The organism is Mycobacterium sp. NPDC050041, assembly GCF_049541695.1.
Classification (GTDB): Bacteria; Actinomycetota; Actinomycetes; order Mycobacteriales; family Mycobacteriaceae; genus Mycobacterium.
Window position 1 is genome coordinate 85,883 of the sequence record NZ_JBMVDG010000003.1, and the last position, 15,095, is coordinate 100,977.

A 15,095-nucleotide genomic window follows, 5' to 3' on the forward strand; every position below is an offset into this window, starting at 1 on the left:
CTGATCGGGAGCGCCACTTGCCAGTGCGTTGTGGTCCGCCGACAGTTGAGGTACTCCAAACCCGGCCAGGATGGTGATGACGATCAGCGAGACCACTCAGACGAGCGTCGAGGACTACTCTCCCGATCCCGCGGTGATGCGGCGGGTGGTGAGCCACTTCTGCACCGGCGTCGCCGTGGTGACCGCCCTTCGAGCTCATCCGCAGCGTGACCCCTTGCTGTTCTTCCGGGGCGGCTTCGGCGGGTTCGCAGGACGCGTGGAGGCGGCGGGCTCCGGCGATGCCTGACGACGCCTTCGATGATGAGGTGGATGTCGTCGTCGTGGGGTCGGGCGGCGGGGTCGCGGGCGCATACACCGCGGCGCGCGAAGGCCTGTCGGTCGCCCTGGTCGAGGCGACTGATCAATTCGGCGGCACCACCGCGTATTCCGGCGGTGGGGGCATGTGGTTCCCGGGCAATCCGGTGATCCAGCGAGCAGGCGTCGACGACAGCCCGCAGCAGGCGCTCGATTACTTCCACGCCGTGGTCGGCGATCGAACCCCGTACGCACTGCAGCAGACCTATGTGGTGGGCGGGTCGAGGCTCATCGAATATCTCGAGCGCGACGAGCGTTTTGCGTTCGCCGAACTGCCGTGGCCGGACTACTACGGATCGGTGCCGGGTGCACGCGCCGACGGGCGGCGGCACATCGTGCCGGTACCGGTGTCGGCGTCGGCACTCGGAACTCTGGCCGAGGTCATCCGTGGTCCGCTCGACACCGAACGTCTGGGCCATCCGGCGCCGCCGATGCTCACCGGGGGGCGGGCGCTCATCGGCCGGTTTCTGTGGGCGCTCAGCCGGTTCCCTCAGGCACGAACGCATCTGAATTCGCCCCTCATCGAGTTGATCACCACGGGCTACGGCGCCGTGATCGGGGCCGTCGTGGACCGCGGTGGCGAAGAAGTCAGGATCGGCGCGCGGCGGGGAGTGCTCCTGGCGGCAGGCGGCTTCGAACAGAACCCTCGGTTGCGCCGGTACTGGGGTGTGCCGGGACGCGCCAATGACAGCATGGGGTGTCCCGGCAACACCGGCGCCGCGCATCAGGCGGCGATCCGCATGGGCGCCGACACCGACTTGATGGACCAGGCCTGGTGGTCGCCGGGATTGACCCATCCCGACGGCCGCTCCGCCTTCGCCCTCTGGTTCACCGGCGGCATCTTCGTCGACCGGACCGGTGAGCGATTCGTCAACGAGTCCGCTCCCTATGACCGGCTCGGTCGTGCGGTGCTGGCTCAGATGGATGCTCGGGGCACGGCGTTGCCGTTCTGGATGATCTACGACGACCGTGAGGGCGAGACGCCGCCGGTGAAGGCGACCAACGTCTCGATGGTGGACCCCGCGCACTATCGGTCGGCCGGTTTGTGGCACACAGCCGAGAACCTCGGCGACCTGGCGGCCCTGATCGACGTGCCGGCCGAAGCGCTGTGCGCCACCGTCGCCCGTTACAACGCACTGGTCGCCAGTGGCCGCGACACCGACTTCGGGCGCGGCGACGAGCCCTACGACCGAGCGTTCTCCGGCGGTGAGCTGCCCCTGGTTCCGATCGAGAAGCCGCCCTTCCACGCCGCGGTCTTCGGGCTGTCCGACCTCGGCACCAAGGGCGGTCTGCGGACCGACACCAACGCACGGGTACTCGACACGTCCGGTGCGCCGATCCCCGGGCTCTACGCGGCAGGCAACACCATGGCGGCGGTCAGCGGCACCACCTATCCGGGCGGCGGCAATCCGATCGGCGCGTCGCTGTTGTTCAGCCACCTCGCCGCTCTCGACATGGCCGGCCGGGCATCGCGGTGACAACCAACGGCCAACTCGGCGAACACGACCCGCTGACGGAGTCGGTACGGGTGCTGATCGACAGGGTCATCCGCACCAAGGTCGACACGGCTACGCAAGAGGCCGCCCGAGCGCATGTGGCTGCCGCTGTGAGCCTGCTCGAGGAACGGATGATGCCGGCTTCGTTCGGCGTGCACGCACTAGCGACCCACGGACCCACGACAGCGGGCAATGTGGTGATCGGCGAACGCAATGCCATCGCTCCCCCGCTCATCGTCGAGCGCGACGGCACCGGCCAGGTCAGTGCCGACGTCGACCTGGGTGCCGCGTATGAGGGGCCGGTCGGCCACGTGCACGGCGGTGTCTGCTCACTGCTCCTCGACCACGTGCTCGGCGCCACCGCCCACCGGCGGGGACGTCCCGCCTACACCGGCACGCTGCAACTGCGTTACCTCCGCCCGACTCCGCTGGGTCGGCTCCGGGTGGAGGCGTGGGTCGAGCACGAGCAGGGACGCAAGACCTATGCGCGGGGCCGCATCCTGTGCGATGGCGACGCCACGGTCGACGCGCAGGGCATTTTCATCCGGCCCCGAGACGTCGACGCCGGTTGACGAAGAGCAGCGGCGACGGTTACGACGACGTGACGTCTGTTGGGGCGAAATAGCTACGCAGCGAGGTTATTTCGCCAGAAGCGTTGAATGTCATCGTGTCGATCGGCTGGAGGGACATCCGGGTGTCGCCCACCTTGAAGTTGATGGTGAAGTCGAACGCCGCTTCCTGCCCGACTATCCGTAGCAATCCCAGTTCCGTTTGGCGGTCCATCGCCTCCAGGGCGGAGAAGAACTGGTGGATCTCCTGTCGGCCGGTGCGAACCTCGCTACCGACCGGATCCTCCACTGTCGCGTCTTCGGCGAACAGTTCGAGGAGTTCGTCGGCGCTGCCCGTCGCGAGCAGGCCGACGTAGCGTCGAATCGTACCGGCCATTTCGTTGGTGTCGTTCGATGACAACGTCATTCACTCTTCTCTATCGGTGTCTCCGGCGAAATCACAGAACGGGCAGGCGCGAGAACTCGGCCTTCACCTCTGGTAGCTCGCCATCTCAACTCAACGTGATGACGACCTTGTCGGCCGCGCCTGGCGTGGCAACACACTGCAACGCCCCCTGCAGGTCAGCGAGGTCGAATGTGTGGCTGATGATCACCTGGTACTTCTCCCAGTTGTCGACGATGTCCTTCGTCACCTCGAAGATCTCACTGGGATAGCCCATGGAACCGATGATCGTCAGTTCGTTGGCCATGACGTTCATGAAGTCCATGCTGATGGGCTCTTTGTGGACGGCCACCACTCCGAGCGTGGCTCCGCGCTTCGCCACGGCCAGCGCTGTCTCGACCGCAGCAGGCACCCCGGCGGCGTCCAGGAACACGTCGGTGCCAGACCTGTTGGGCCACATCGACTCGCCTGGGCCGTGCAGATCGATCAGTCGCGCGGTGACGTCCTCCTCCCTGGAGTTGATGACAGCGTCAGCACCGATCTTCAATGCCTTCTCCAGCCGGGACGGCAGGATGTCGGCCACCACCACGTGTTTGACTCCTCGCGCTTTCAAGGCAATCGTGATACCCAGGCCGATGGGGCCGGCCCCCAGAACCAACACCTGGTCGCTCTGCCGAGGCGCTACCTGGTTGACGGCGTGAAGTGCCACCGCCATGGGTTCGTTGAGCGCCGCGACCTCGTACGGAATGTGGTCGGGTACGACCTCGAGGCTCCGGCCGCGCACGGCGTCCTTGATGTGCAGGAAGTCGGCCAATGCACCGGTCGAACCGCCGTTGCCGATGATGTCGTCGGGTATCGCCATTGGATTGATGACGACGCGGTCACCAACAGCTATCCCGCTCACATTCCTGCCGACTTCCACTACCTCACCGGCCGGTTCGTGACCGATCGGCATACACCCTTGTCGCGGAGGCAATCCGCCGATGGCGATGTAGAGCGTGTCGCTGCCGCAGATCCCGCACGCTCGAATCCGCACCAGGACGTCATCCGGTCCCACCGATGGTGTCGGCACCTCTTTCACTTCGGTTTCATCAGGGGCGGTGACAAAGGCTGCTCGCACTGTGGGGATTCCATTTCGTCGATGTCGTTGACTCGGTCTCGCAAGTCAGTGGGGTCAAGCTCAGAGAACGCTGTAGCCGCCGTCGACGACCAGCGTGGAACCCGTGCTGTAGCAGGCGTTTGCACTACAGAGGTACAGGATCGGGCTGGCGATCTCTCCCGGGTCGGCGAACCGACCGAGCGGGATGTGGTCGATTTGTTGCTGCTTGATCTCCGGTACGTAGTCCATCGGCGCTGTCATGGGGGTAGCGACGAGGCCAGGAACGATGGCATTGACGCGGATTCCGTCGGCTGCCCATTTCACGGCGAGGTTCCGAGTCAGGGCGAGCATTCCCGCCTTCCCCGAGCCGTATCCCGGTACCACCGGCACAGCCCTCAACGCCGCCATGGAGCCGAACATGATCACGCTGGCCCCGCCGCGCGCCTTCGACGCCTTCAGCGCACCGTGCAAACGCTCGGTCAGTCGAAACGGCGCCAGCAGATTGACGGCGACCGATGCGGTGAAACCTTCCGCAGTCGACTCGTCGAGACCACCCGGAAAGTTGGCTCCGGCGTTGTTGATGAGTATGTCCAACTCCGTGAACGAATCTGCGAGCGCCTCGACACCGTCGGAGTCGGTCAGCGCCAACTGCCGATACTCCAATCCGGACAGATCGACGTCGTAGTCCTGCGGTCCTGTTCTGGTGCCGGTGATCGTGACTCGTGCGCCGCTGTCACGAAGAAGCGATGCCGTCGCATGGCCGATGCCACTCGTGCCGCCGGTGACCAGGGCGGTCGTATCGGCGAAGTCGAAGAGTACGCGGTTGTTCATGACAGTTCCTTGATCTGCTCGCGAAGCCAGGCGGCTTCCCAGAAGTTGGTGCTGGCCTGCAGCAGATCTTCATGTGCGGTGATCAGAATCTGTTTGGCCTCGTTGTTGCCGGGTTCGGCTCTGTTGACGATCTCGGCCAGCTGGATGGCCCGCACCGGATTCCCGGCGCCCAGGTGCTGGCGCGCCCTTTCGAGAATCGGCTCTGCGCCGGCAAGTTCGAGCAGATCCGCCTCCATCCCGTCCGGGCCTTCGGCGTAGAGCTCGGCGGTGGAGCGGTGGTGGAACCAGCCGGCGTAGTTCTCCCAGATTGCGCGCACGTCCCACCGGACCATGCCGTAGCCCTGGCCGACCTCCAGTTCGGGCGGCAGAACCACCTCGCGCATCAGCGTGTGAACATCCTTGCCGGCGTTCATCCCTTCGACTGTCTGGTCGTGTATTGACATCACGGCGTCGCGCAGTCGGGTCAGCTCCCATTCGATCCGGTCCTTTCCGACGATCGGGCCGAAGTGTCCGGTGAGCAACGTCTCCGCGCCCAGCGCGCGCACCCGGTCGATCGACTCCACCACCGTCAATGCATCCCGGTAGCGGTCGCCGCGCACGGTCACCAAATTGGGAATATGCCCGAACAGCGCTCCGAACACGTTGCCGCACAGGCAGACGCCTTCTTCGGGAAGCCAGACGACCAGGCTGTCGAACGTCTCGCCACCGGGCGTGGCATATAACTCCAAGCGGCGGCCGCCCAGTTCGATGACATGCATGACCTCGACGATGACTGTCGGGGCCGGGACGCTCTGCGGTGGCGGCGGGCCGAATCGTTGCGTCGTTCTCGTGATCGTGTCCATCACCTTGTCGATCCAGGCGAAGGCGGAGTTCCTGGCCCGGAATGCCGCGAGCAGGTCGTTGTCGCGCTGCCATGTCTTCCAGTCCGCCTGGGCCACGATCTGACTGTCGGGGTCGGCGACCGAGCCGATACCGCCGACATGGTCGACGTGGCCCTGCGTCAGGATGACGTAGCGGATCGGCGCAGTGTCTACGGCGTCATAGTTCGCGCGGTGCACCGGACCTTCGAAGCCCATCCCCGTGTTCAGCACGATCCGGCCCTCGCTGGTCGTCAGCATGTACGAGTTCGACAGACCGGGAGACAACCAGATGCCTGGGCTCACCTCCTCCGCGGGCGCACCGGCACCGACGATGTCATCGCCTCCTGGGCGGCTCAGGTAGGCAGGTTCGTAGACGGTCATACTTCCTCCTTCACGTGGAAGCGGTCGAAGTAGAAGCCGAATCGCGATCGGACTTCCTCCGGGGACCGACCGAAGTGGCCCTTCAGGTCATACTGCAGCCGGCCGTGCTTACCGCGCGGGTTGTCGTCGAGGTAGCCGCGGAATGCGGCGAGTGTCTCCGCAGTCAACTCGGTGCCGTTGTAGGCGTACAACGTCTCCAGAATCGACATCTCGTTCCCGTTGAGTTGGTGGAAGGGGATGTCCATGCTGCGGTCGGGCGCCACGAGTTCCCGGTCCCGCACACACGCGCGCAGTAGCCGCTCGACCCGGTCAATCCAGTAATCAACGAGTCCTTCGGGGTCGATTTCTCTGCGGCGGAGTCGATCTCCGTACGCCAGCATGGTGACCGCGGACTGGATGACCGCTACCGGATCCCGGTGGGTGAACGCGACGGTGGCATCGGGGAAGGTTCGCATCAGCGGCCCGAGTTGCTCACAGTGCTGCGGCGACTTGAGCACCCACTGGCGTGGCCCCCGCAGGAACGTCAGCGCCTTGAGCGTCGTGCGCAGATAGGCGTAATGCTCATCCTGGTTCAACCCGAGGTAATAGTCCCGCCATTGCGGCACCCGGGCGTGCCACTCCAGCACATAGCTCGCGAAGTCGAGGTCCAGCACCTCGACCTCTTCCTCGATCGCCTGGGGGAAGCGGTCGTGCATGGCCTGTATCAGCGGCGTCATCGACTTTGACGCTTCGTGCTCGGCGGCACATCGTACGAACCGAGGATCGACGCCGTTGACGTCCGGGCCCTCGCCGTGGAGCGGGAACGGCTCCTGACTCTCCCAGTACGGCAGGGCCCGCCGCCGGGTATCGGATGCGATCAAGTTGACCAGATGCGTTGTGCCCGAACGTGGCAGCCCGACGACGATGATCGGTTTCTCGATTTCGATGTCGTGGATCTCGGGATGGCGACGGAGCAGGTCGGTCAGCAGCAACCGCTGCGACAGCAGGCGCACGATGCGATTGCGCAGGATCAGACGGTTGAGGTTGGTATTGCCGCTGTCGGCTTCGACCGCCCCGGCGTATGCGTCGAGCCGTGCCCGAAAGTCTGCGGTCCCAAAATTCTCCAACCCTGTTTTCTGGACTGCTTGACCGATCAACCCGGCTGGATCCAGGTCGACTGACAGTCGCTCGAGTTGGTCGATGACATCTCTTTGTGTCGCTGTGAGCACCGGGTTCGTCAAGTCCTCGATTGCTAGTGCACCGTCCGGCATGGGGCCCTTCCCGAGGTCATGACGAATATTCGTTGTACCATCCGAATATATGAACGCCAACCTAGGACTGTCCGGGACACCCGGTCAAGACCCGTCGCCGCCGACTCGGCGCGTCGTCGCCGTGGTCGAATTGCTGGCAACGGCCGAGGTGACACCGTTGACGCTGGCCGAAATATGCCGTGAACTGCGAATCAGTCGATCCACCGGGCACGCCATCCTGACCACACTGTGCTCGTGCGACTGGGTGCTGCGTGACCCGGTGAGTGGGAGATACGCGTTGGGTGCCGCCCTCTCGGCGATGTACCGACACGTGCCGACGACGTCACGATTGCTGCGCGAGCCGCTGCGAATGCTGTGTTCTGCGATCGGTGTACCGGCATGCGTCTCCGAGCTCAAGGACGGCGCCATTTCCGTGATCGAGTCAGCCTCACCGAACACCACCCGCCCGCCGGTGCAGGCTGGGGTGACACTGCCCTTCGTTGCCCCGTTCGGACGCGAGTTCGTGGCGTGGGCGCCGACGGCGGACCGAGAGCGCTGGTTGGAAGCCGCGGGCCCCGTCAACGACGTATACCGGGCGCGAATGCCCAAGATCCTCAACGAGATCCACAAGCGTGGCTACGGCATCGAACGGCTCAGCGACCCGCTCCTCAAGGTGTTCGGGGCACTTCTGGCCGTTGAAGACGGCAATGCGCCGGACCCCGTAGCGGTGCGCCTGGCGGGCGCGGTCGCCGATCTGACGATCGTGGACTTCCTGCCCGGCGAGTTGGCTGAGATCGAGGAGTGTCCACTCGCGACGATCTCAGCCCCGATCTTCGATGGTGAGGGCAACGTTGTGATGACGGTCTCCGCGCAGCCATACACGAAGCTCACCCTTCAGGAAGTACGCGGCATCGGTGCGAGCCTCGTCGAGTTCGCCGGGCAGGCCGGTTCCCTGCTCGCACCTGCTGCCTTTCAGTACTTCGATGGGAAGCGCTGACGTCGTGCTGCCAGTTCTCAGATTCAACTTCGCAAACCCCAACGGCGAGCCCGCAACTCAGCGTGAAATGATCCTGGCTGCAATCGAGATGGCAACGTGGGGTGACACGCGGGGCGTGGCCGCAGTGAGCGTTGACGAGCACCACTTGACCAGTCACGCGTGGAGTTCCAACCCGGTCATGGCGGCCGCGTTGTTCCTACAGAACACCACCAACATGATCGTGAGCATCGACTGCGCTCTCGGTCCGCTGTGGAATCCGCTGCGCCTGGCCGAGGACATTCGCTTCGTCGACTCGATGAGCGCCGGAAGGCTGCTCACCACGGTGGGATTGGGATATCGGTCGGTGGAATACCAAGGATTCGGTGTTGACTTCCACCGTCGGGCGGCCCTCATGGACCGCCTACTCGAGAAGATGCTCGCGGCGTGGTCTGCAGATGCCTTCGTCGATGATCGGCAGGGCTCCCGTATCGGCGCCGGCACGTGGTCGCAACCGCATCCGCCCCTGTACGTGGGCGGCGGTGTCCGGGCTACCGCGCGACGCGCGGTGCGCTTCAACTTGGGGCTGAGCCTGCCGGCACATCTGCCCGAGCTGGGACAGTACTACCTGGATCTGTGCCAGCGAGAGGGTCTCGAGCCGAATCTGATCATGCCCACCGCGATCAACCGGGGAATGATCTTCCTACACGAGGAACCAGAGAAGGCGTGGGCCGAACTCGGTGAGCACATCCTCTGGGAGGCGGTGACTTACGGGGGATGGGTCGATGGTGCACCGCTGTCGTCAATGCACCTTCCCGGCGTCCTGACGCTCGACGAGGTAAGGGCCTCTGGCCGGTACCGATTCCTCACACCCGATGAACTTGTCGCCGAGGCGAGAGATTGCCCTGACTATGGCCCGATGGTGTTTCACCCTCTGGTCGGCGGTATGCCGATCGACGAGGCATGGAAGTCGGTGCAGCTGTTCACCGACGTGGTGATCCCGCAGCTCAGATAAACAGGCGCGACGACTGAGGTCTCATCACGCACTGGTTCTCTTGGGTCGCCCCTTACCTCGGGGCAAGCCTCACCTATCCAATTGACTGAAAACTGTGGCTCCCACAGGGATATCAGGCGACACTGCAGCCTTCATACGATCTCCAGCAACCGGCTCACCTTCAGGGCCGAGACAAGGAGAATCCCATGACCTCCACGATCGTGACTCGAATCGGTCTCGGCGTTGCCGCAGCCGCTTTCATGACGGGCATCGCGCTCGGGGCAAGCCCCCTTGCCAGCGCACTTCCCGAGGGCACCATCAAGTCCGAATGCAAGTCCGCGGGAGGCACGTACGGGACGGGCGTCGGACCCGACGGCAACAGGTACTCGGATTGCAGCTACACAGACATCCGTGGCGGGCTGCACGTCGACCATTACAAGAACGGTAAGTACACGGGCACGTCCGAGTAGGGCGAAATCGCGATCAGTCGAACTCCACCGACCGGGCCGATACTCCTACGGTGGGGAAGCTCTCCCTAGGCGAAAGCCCTATCCATGCGAGGTCGAGGAACGTCACGGCAATCCGGCCGCGACTGAGGGGTCGTACCCCGGCACGGACGAGGTGTAGCCGGGCAACTGCTTATACCCCGGCGTCTGGGGGCCATACGCCGGGGTCTGCGCGTAGTACCCCGGCGGCATGTGATCAGTGCCTTGCGGCGGAGACGCATAAACCGGCGCCGGCGAAGCATATGGAGGCGTGGGTCCAAAACCCGTCGGCGGTCCGAAGCCGGATACCGATGGGGCCATCCCAGCCAACAGTTTGGACGCAGCGAAACTCGCGGCCTGCGCGGTGTACGCGGGGACGTAGCCGTCGGTGTGCCCGCTCCATGCGTTGCCCGGGCCTGCGTGACAGATCGGATCGGCTGGGTGGCAGAAGTCGATCGCCTTGCCGGTGAACATTGCGGACTGGGAAGGCAGCTTGGTGGCTGCGCGGTTGGCGACGTTCCCGAAGGTGGCGACCGCCACGATGTTGTCCGCCATCGAAGACGGGAGCGCATCGCCCCATGCGATGCCGACGATGGGATTACCTGCGACGATGTTGACGACGTTCGCGCCCTGCGAATAGCCACCCAACACGATCTTGGTGTCGGGGCACGAGGCCACCACGGACTTGATGTGCTTGATCACGTCCTTGGCGCCGTCGCCGCTGCCCAGCTGCAGCTTGCCCGCGTCATAGTTCACCGCGTAGGTCGTGATGTCCATGCCAACGGCCTGCTCCCGCAGTGAGTCGACGAAGGCATCGCCGACGACGCCGATTCCTTCGGGCTCGTCGGTGCCTCTGGCAAACACGACTTCGGCGTCGGCGCAGTCGGCGGCGGACGCAAGCGGTACGGCGCTCGGACTCCACGCCTGAACGGCGGCGATGACCAGCGCAACCGCGCCACGCCCGACCCAGCGGCCCACCAATCGCGCATTCGTCGCCCGCGAGCTACGCCCGCAACGAGGTGGCATACATGGAATCTACCCTTAGCCAGGAGATACGCAGCATTCGTGCGGGATCGAGGGTTTTCAGCGAATGTGACCGCGGCCCGTCGCGGTGGACAGACGGCGAGAACCTTGACACAAAACCAGGCCAGGGCTTCCGCCCTGGCCTGGTTCCTTGTGGAGCTGCCGGGAATCGAACCCGGGTCCTACGGCACTTCCTCGAGGCTTCTCCGTGCGCAGTTCGCTATGCCTCTACTCGGATCTCCTGATCACGCGAACAAGTCAGGATGACGATCCCAGTCGCTGTTTGATGTCCCCACGGGTTCCGCGACCGAACCCGTGGGTGGGTCCCTCTAGCTGATGCCAGGGTCCGGGCCGAGGGCGCTCCCGGTCTGACAGACACACCGTCGCTTAGGCAGCGAGGGCGTAGTCGCGCTGATTGGTATCGGCGCTTAATTGGTTGCAACGACGCTTACGGTGGTCAATTGCCTGCACCGGCACGCTTCCCTTGATTCGATGCGCGAAGTCGAAACCGTTCAGCCCCTCGCACACCCGCCGAACATCGGCAGGAAAATCAATGGTACGCCCACATCAACGAGCGTTTCCACTCGATTGTTCCGTGTCGCGGCGCGCACCCTCGGCAGTCCGCGAGGGCGCGCAGACGCCGACGATCTACGGCGTGTCGGCCGACAGACCCGCACGCTCGCGGGATGTGATGGAGGAGTCGAGCTCGGCGGTGATCTCGTCGATCAGCATCGCCCGGCCGAACAGATGGCCCTGCGCCATCCGGCAACCCGCCCGGAACACGACGTCGGATTGTCCCTGCGACTCGATGCCCTCGGCGATCACCTGCAGACCGAGCGCGTCGGCCAGCCCGACCACCGAGCGGTACACCGCCAGATTGCCGTCGTGCTCGGCGCCGACGGCGAGGCTGCGGTCGAGCTTGAGGATCTGCACGGGCAGCGCGTGCAGGTAGGTCAGCGAGTTGAACCCCGCGCCGAAGTCGTCGAGGGCCACCCGGACGCCGCTCGCCGTCAACCGCCTGATCGCGGCGGCGCCTGCGGCGAGGTCGACGATCGGAACCGTCTCGGTGATCTCCAGCACCAGGCGGCCGGGCGCCACGCCATGACGGCCGAGCGTGCGGTTCACCTGCTGCTCGAAAGCCCGGTTGCCCAGCCGCGCCGCGCCGATGTTGACATGGATGTCGAGGTCCAGTCCGGCGACCTGGACCTGCCGGCAGGCCAGATCGAGCACCAGGGTGTCGAGCGCGGCGCCCAGCCCGGCGCCCTCGGCCGCCGCGACGAACGTCTCCGGGGGGATCTGCATACCGTTCGGCGCCGCCCATCGAGCGAGGGCCTCGACGGCGACGACTCTGCCGTACGGCAGATCCACCACCGGTTGGTAGGCGAGGCTGAACCCCTTCGGCGAGTCGCCCTTCGCCCGCCGCAGCGCGGTCGGGAAGTCGACGGATACCCCCGATGACGGCTGGTAGACCACGGCGGTGTCCTTGCCGAGCCGCTTGCCCGCGTACATCGAGATGTCCGCCTGCCGGAGCAGGTCGTCCGAGGTCGGACGCGGTTCCTCGGACCCCGGCCGAACCAGTCCCATGCTGGCGCGCACCCGCACCGACGAACCGTGCACGGCGAACGGATCACGCAGCGCCACCCGAAGCCGGTCCGCGACCACCTCCGGCGCCTCGTGTTCGTCGTCGATCAGTATCGCGAACTCGTCGCCGCCGATGCGGGCCAGCGTGTCCGTGTCGCCGACGCACCCCTTGAGGCGTTCGCCGACGGCCCGGAGCAGCTCATCGCCCGCGGCGTGGCCGAACCGGTCGTTGACCTCCTTGAAGTCGTCGAGGTCGACGAAGATCAGCACGAATCCGCCGTCGGTCAACGCCGCGTCGAGCCGCTGCGCGAACAGCACCCGGTTGGGCAATCCCGTCAGCGGGTCGTGGTGCACCTGATGGGCGAGCCGGCGCTGCGCCTCGTACAGGCGACGGGTCAGCTGCCGCTGCGCACGCATCGTCGCCACCTGTCGTGCGGTGACCAGCAGGACGATCACCACTCCGAGACACACCACCGCCGTGCTGAGGTTGCGCCCGATCAGCACGTGGTAGGCCGCGAGCACGACGATCCCCAGGAAGCCGAGGTAGGGCACGACCGCCCGGACCCAGTCCATCGCATCCTGGGCGCGGTCGCTCGACGGTTGCGGCTGCAGATCGAGGACGGCGAACAAGATCGTCAGCGGCCCGAGGATGCCACCGATGCCGCCCCACAGGTCCCAGTTGTCCGCGCCGACGGAGCGGAAATACGCCACTAGTCTGTCCGACGCCGCGATCATCACGACCCCGCCGGCGAGCAGGAGATAGTTTGCGCGGTAGGGACGGTTGCGCTGGAAGGCCATCGCCATCAGGACGGCGAGCACGACCACCACCAGCTCCAGCGCCGAGTACGCGAGCACGATGGCGGCGGTGTGCGACCGGGGGGCTGCGTCGCCGGTCAGCGCACCGCTGCCGGCGATGGTGACGAGAAACGTGAAGGACACTGCCGCGACCAACCCGTCAAGGGCCGCTATGAGCGGCGGATTACCTGCCCGCCCGTCCTTGGCGCTGCGCAGCCCACCGGCACGGGCCAGCATGATCATCGCGGCCAGGGACAGCACGGGCGGCAGGAAATAGGCGACCACCGCGGCCGTCGGCGCGGCCTCACCGCGCTCGTCTGCGCCACTGAACTGCCAGATCAGCTCGCCGACGAGCCAGCTGACCATGGCGCCGATGACCAGCAACCGCCACCAGCGCGCGACGCCGTCGACACGGCGAGCGACCACCACCGCACACACCATTGCACTGGCGCCGACCGCCGATTGGAGCGCGACGCCGACCCAGCGGGCGGCCTGGTCACCGTAGGGAGCGGGCGCGTTCACCGACGCCAGCGCCAGGACGCCGGCGAACAACATGAGGCGAAGATGGTGGGCCCTGACCGCGACCGCCCCCTCCCTGACGCAGGCCACAAAACCTATTCCGCCATGATGGCCTACCTGGCGCGGCGCCGTTCCACAACGCAGCTACCTGAAACGGCGACTGATGGAAATTCTCAGCCGCCGGCGATCATCGCCACCGCGGCGAGTGCCGCCACCATGCCCACTATTTGCCACCGGGTGACCCGTTCCCGCAGCACCACGATGGCCAGCACCATCGTTGCGGCCGGGTACAGCGACATCAACACCCCGGCGAGCGACAGCAGCGAAGCCTGCAGAGCCAACAGCATCGCCACGTTGGCACCGGTGTCGAGCACACCCGCCAGCAACGCCAGCCGCAGCGGAGTGCCGGTCGGAGCCTGCAGGTTGCCGCTCACCACCGCGATCACCAGCACCAGCACCGTCGCCGTCACCCGGGCGAACACCAGCGGCCACAGCCCTGCCTCTGCGGGCGCCTGATCGATCAGCACGAAGTTCAGGCCGAATGCGATGCCGGAGCCGAGTGTCAGCCAGGCGACCTTCGGGGTGAACGGCAGCGCCGCCGCGTCGGGCGAGGCCGACTGCCGGCTGACAAGCACCACGGCCACCAGCGCGAGGCCGACACCCGCGGTCGCGACGAGGCCGGGCCGCTCCCCCAGCGCCAGGCCGACACCGACCGGCACACCCGCGACCACTACCGCCGTCAGCGGTGAGACCACCGAGATCGGGCCCGAACCGAGCGCGGCATAGAACCACCACACCCCGAACGCCTGCGACACCCCGCACAGCGCGCCCCAGATCACCGCGCCGCGGGAGATGTCACCGCCCACGACGAACGCGAGCCCCGCCAACAGGACCATCGCGACGGGGTAGGAAATCAGCACCACCCGTAGTGCCGCGACACGGCGGGAGGCGATGCCGCCGACGAAGTCACTGACCCCGTAGGCGAGACCCGATGCCAGCGCGAAAGACGGACCCTCGAGCGGCCCGCTCAGGGCATGCCCTTGGCGCGCCGGCCCAGTTCGCGCACGACCTCACGGGCGGCGTCGCGCTTGGCGATGTCCTGCCGCTTGTCGTGAGCCTGCTTGCCGCGTGCCAGCGCCAGCTCGACCTTCACCTTGCCCTCGGTGAAGTACAGCGACAGCGGCACCAGCGTGAGATTGCCGTCGCGGATCTTGCCGATCAACGTGTCGATCTGGCTGCGGTGCAACAGCAGCTTGCGGTTGCGCCGCGGCGTGTGGTTGGTCCAGCTGCCGTGGTGATATTCCGGGATGTGCAGGTTGCGCAGCCAGATCTCGCCGTCGTCGACAGTGGCGAACGCGTCGGCCAGCGACGCGGTGCCGTCGCGCAGGCTCTTGACCTCGGTACCCATCAGAGCGACCCCGGCCTCATAGGTCTCCAGGATCGAATAGTTGTGCCGCGCACGCCGGTTCGTGGCGACCACCTTGTTGTTGGATTTCTCCGCCTGCTGAGCCTTTTTGGCCATCG

15 protein-coding genes and 1 other RNA gene are annotated in these 15,095 nt (G+C 65.8%); 6 read left to right on the top strand and 10 right to left on the bottom strand.

The window, feature by feature from the left end; all coding sequences use genetic code 11:
* Positions 1 to 76: 76 nt before the first annotated feature.
* From ACPCHZ_RS10840 to ACPCHZ_RS10850, 3 genes are read left to right on the top strand one after another with little or no spacing between them, the layout of a single operon-like run.
* Complete coding sequence (locus ACPCHZ_RS10840; protein ID WP_423484777.1) at positions 77 to 286, top strand: hypothetical protein; 210 nt, start codon at positions 77 to 79, stop codon at positions 284 to 286.
* Complete coding sequence (locus ACPCHZ_RS10845; protein ID WP_423484778.1) at positions 279 to 1,832, top strand: FAD-binding protein; 1,554 nt, start codon at positions 279 to 281, stop codon at positions 1,830 to 1,832. The genes ACPCHZ_RS10840 and ACPCHZ_RS10845 overlap by 8 nt, the downstream gene beginning before the upstream one ends.
* On the top strand, positions 1,829 to 2,422 hold the full coding sequence (locus ACPCHZ_RS10850) for a PaaI family thioesterase (protein ID WP_423484779.1): 594 nt from the start codon (positions 1,829 to 1,831) through the stop codon (positions 2,420 to 2,422). The genes ACPCHZ_RS10845 and ACPCHZ_RS10850 overlap by 4 nt, the downstream gene beginning before the upstream one ends.
* A 19-nt stretch (positions 2,423 to 2,441) precedes the next feature.
* On the opposite strand, the gene ACPCHZ_RS10855 is transcribed toward ACPCHZ_RS10850, so the two are convergent.
* The 5 genes from ACPCHZ_RS10855 to ACPCHZ_RS10875 all read right to left on the bottom strand — a co-directional run bounded on the left by ACPCHZ_RS10855 (position 2,442) and on the right by ACPCHZ_RS10875 (position 7,222).
* Positions 2,442 to 2,825 carry a nuclear transport factor 2 family protein gene (locus ACPCHZ_RS10855; protein ID WP_423484780.1) on the bottom strand — a complete coding sequence of 128 codons (384 nt, stop codon included), beginning with the start codon at positions 2,823 to 2,825 and terminating at the stop codon, positions 2,442 to 2,444.
* Positions 2,826 to 2,910: 85 nt separating this feature from the next.
* A complete protein-coding gene (locus tag ACPCHZ_RS10860) occupies positions 2,911 to 3,921 on the bottom strand; it encodes a zinc-dependent alcohol dehydrogenase (RefSeq protein WP_423484781.1) in 1,011 nt (336 codons plus the stop codon).
* 60 nt (positions 3,922 to 3,981) lie between these two features.
* Positions 3,982 to 4,731 carry an SDR family NAD(P)-dependent oxidoreductase gene (locus ACPCHZ_RS10865; RefSeq protein ID WP_423484782.1) on the bottom strand — a complete coding sequence of 250 codons (750 nt, stop codon included), beginning with the start codon at positions 4,729 to 4,731 and terminating at the stop codon, positions 3,982 to 3,984.
* Positions 4,728 to 5,972 carry an alkyl sulfatase dimerization domain-containing protein gene (locus ACPCHZ_RS10870; RefSeq protein ID WP_423484783.1) on the bottom strand — a complete coding sequence of 415 codons (1,245 nt, stop codon included), beginning with the start codon at positions 5,970 to 5,972 and terminating at the stop codon, positions 4,728 to 4,730. Before ACPCHZ_RS10870 ends, ACPCHZ_RS10865 begins: the two co-directional genes overlap by 4 nt.
* Positions 5,969 to 7,222: a sulfotransferase family protein gene (locus ACPCHZ_RS10875; RefSeq protein ID WP_423484784.1), complete on the bottom strand. Its 1,254-nt coding sequence runs from the start codon at positions 7,220 to 7,222 to the stop codon at positions 5,969 to 5,971. Before ACPCHZ_RS10875 ends, ACPCHZ_RS10870 begins: the two co-directional genes overlap by 4 nt.
* Positions 7,223 to 7,343: 121 nt before the next feature.
* On the opposite strand from ACPCHZ_RS10875, the gene ACPCHZ_RS10880 reads away from it, so the two are divergent.
* From ACPCHZ_RS10880 to ACPCHZ_RS10890, 3 genes are all read left to right on the top strand, one after another.
* Positions 7,344 to 8,198 carry a helix-turn-helix domain-containing protein gene (locus ACPCHZ_RS10880; RefSeq protein WP_423484785.1) on the top strand — a complete coding sequence of 285 codons (855 nt, stop codon included), beginning with the start codon at positions 7,344 to 7,346 and terminating at the stop codon, positions 8,196 to 8,198.
* Entirely contained in the window at positions 8,185 to 9,189 is a 1,005-nt protein-coding gene (locus tag ACPCHZ_RS10885) for an LLM class flavin-dependent oxidoreductase (protein WP_423484786.1), read from the top strand. The genes ACPCHZ_RS10880 and ACPCHZ_RS10885 overlap by 14 nt, the downstream gene beginning before the upstream one ends.
* A 185-nt stretch (positions 9,190 to 9,374) precedes the next feature.
* Complete coding sequence (locus ACPCHZ_RS10890; RefSeq protein ID WP_423484787.1) at positions 9,375 to 9,638, top strand: hypothetical protein; 264 nt, start codon at positions 9,375 to 9,377, stop codon at positions 9,636 to 9,638.
* 102 nt (positions 9,639 to 9,740) lie between these two features.
* Here ACPCHZ_RS10890 and ACPCHZ_RS10895 read toward each other — a convergent pair whose 3' ends face one another.
* From ACPCHZ_RS10895 to smpB, 5 genes are all read right to left on the bottom strand, one after another.
* Positions 9,741 to 10,679 (bottom strand): cutinase family protein, encoded by a 939-nt coding sequence (locus ACPCHZ_RS10895; RefSeq protein ID WP_423484788.1) that lies wholly within the window; start codon positions 10,677 to 10,679, stop codon positions 9,741 to 9,743.
* 148 nt (positions 10,680 to 10,827) lie between these two features.
* Positions 10,828 to 11,196: a transfer-messenger RNA gene (gene ssrA / locus ACPCHZ_RS10900) on the bottom strand.
* Between the two features lie 128 nt (positions 11,197 to 11,324).
* Positions 11,325 to 13,607, bottom strand: a complete 2,283-nt coding sequence (locus ACPCHZ_RS10905) for a putative bifunctional diguanylate cyclase/phosphodiesterase (protein WP_423484789.1) — start codon at positions 13,605 to 13,607, stop codon at positions 11,325 to 11,327.
* Between the two features lie 137 nt (positions 13,608 to 13,744).
* The gene (locus ACPCHZ_RS10910) at positions 13,745 to 14,602 is read right to left on the bottom strand and encodes an EamA family transporter (RefSeq protein WP_423485343.1); all 858 of its coding nucleotides are present in this window, start codon (positions 14,600 to 14,602) and stop codon (positions 13,745 to 13,747) included.
* Positions 14,599 to 15,093, bottom strand: coding sequence for an SsrA-binding protein SmpB (gene smpB / locus ACPCHZ_RS10915; protein WP_423484790.1), 495 nt, complete (start codon positions 15,091 to 15,093; stop codon positions 14,599 to 14,601). Before smpB ends, ACPCHZ_RS10910 begins: the two co-directional genes overlap by 4 nt.
* Positions 15,094 to 15,095: the final 2 nt, after the last annotated feature.

What these genes read in the sequence shown, in the direction of transcription:
- ACPCHZ_RS10855 (WP_423484780.1), bottom strand. Translation starts at nt 2,825, where the DNA reads ATGACGTTGTCATCGAACGACACCAACGAAATGGCCGGTACGATTCGA.
- ACPCHZ_RS10905 (WP_423484789.1), bottom strand. Translation starts at nt 13,607, where the DNA reads ATGTTGTTCGCCGGCGTCCTGGCGCTGGCGTCGGTGAACGCGCCCGCT.
- smpB (WP_423484790.1), bottom strand. Translation starts at nt 15,093, where the DNA reads ATGGCCAAAAAGGCTCAGCAGGCGGAGAAATCCAACAACAAGGTGGTC.
- ACPCHZ_RS10895 (WP_423484788.1), bottom strand. Translation starts at nt 10,679, where the DNA reads ATGCCACCTCGTTGCGGGCGTAGCTCGCGGGCGACGAATGCGCGATTG.
- ACPCHZ_RS10840 (WP_423484777.1), top strand. Translation starts at nt 77, where the DNA reads ATGACGATCAGCGAGACCACTCAGACGAGCGTCGAGGACTACTCTCCC.
- ACPCHZ_RS10885 (WP_423484786.1), top strand. Translation starts at nt 8,185, where the DNA reads ATGGGAAGCGCTGACGTCGTGCTGCCAGTTCTCAGATTCAACTTCGCA.
- ACPCHZ_RS10875 (WP_423484784.1), bottom strand. Translation starts at nt 7,222, where the DNA reads ATGCCGGACGGTGCACTAGCAATCGAGGACTTGACGAACCCGGTGCTC.
- ACPCHZ_RS10865 (WP_423484782.1), bottom strand. Translation starts at nt 4,731, where the DNA reads ATGAACAACCGCGTACTCTTCGACTTCGCCGATACGACCGCCCTGGTC.
- ACPCHZ_RS10890 (WP_423484787.1), top strand. Translation starts at nt 9,375, where the DNA reads ATGACCTCCACGATCGTGACTCGAATCGGTCTCGGCGTTGCCGCAGCC.
- ACPCHZ_RS10845 (WP_423484778.1), top strand. Translation starts at nt 279, where the DNA reads ATGCCTGACGACGCCTTCGATGATGAGGTGGATGTCGTCGTCGTGGGG.
- ACPCHZ_RS10870 (WP_423484783.1), bottom strand. Translation starts at nt 5,972, where the DNA reads ATGACCGTCTACGAACCTGCCTACCTGAGCCGCCCAGGAGGCGATGAC.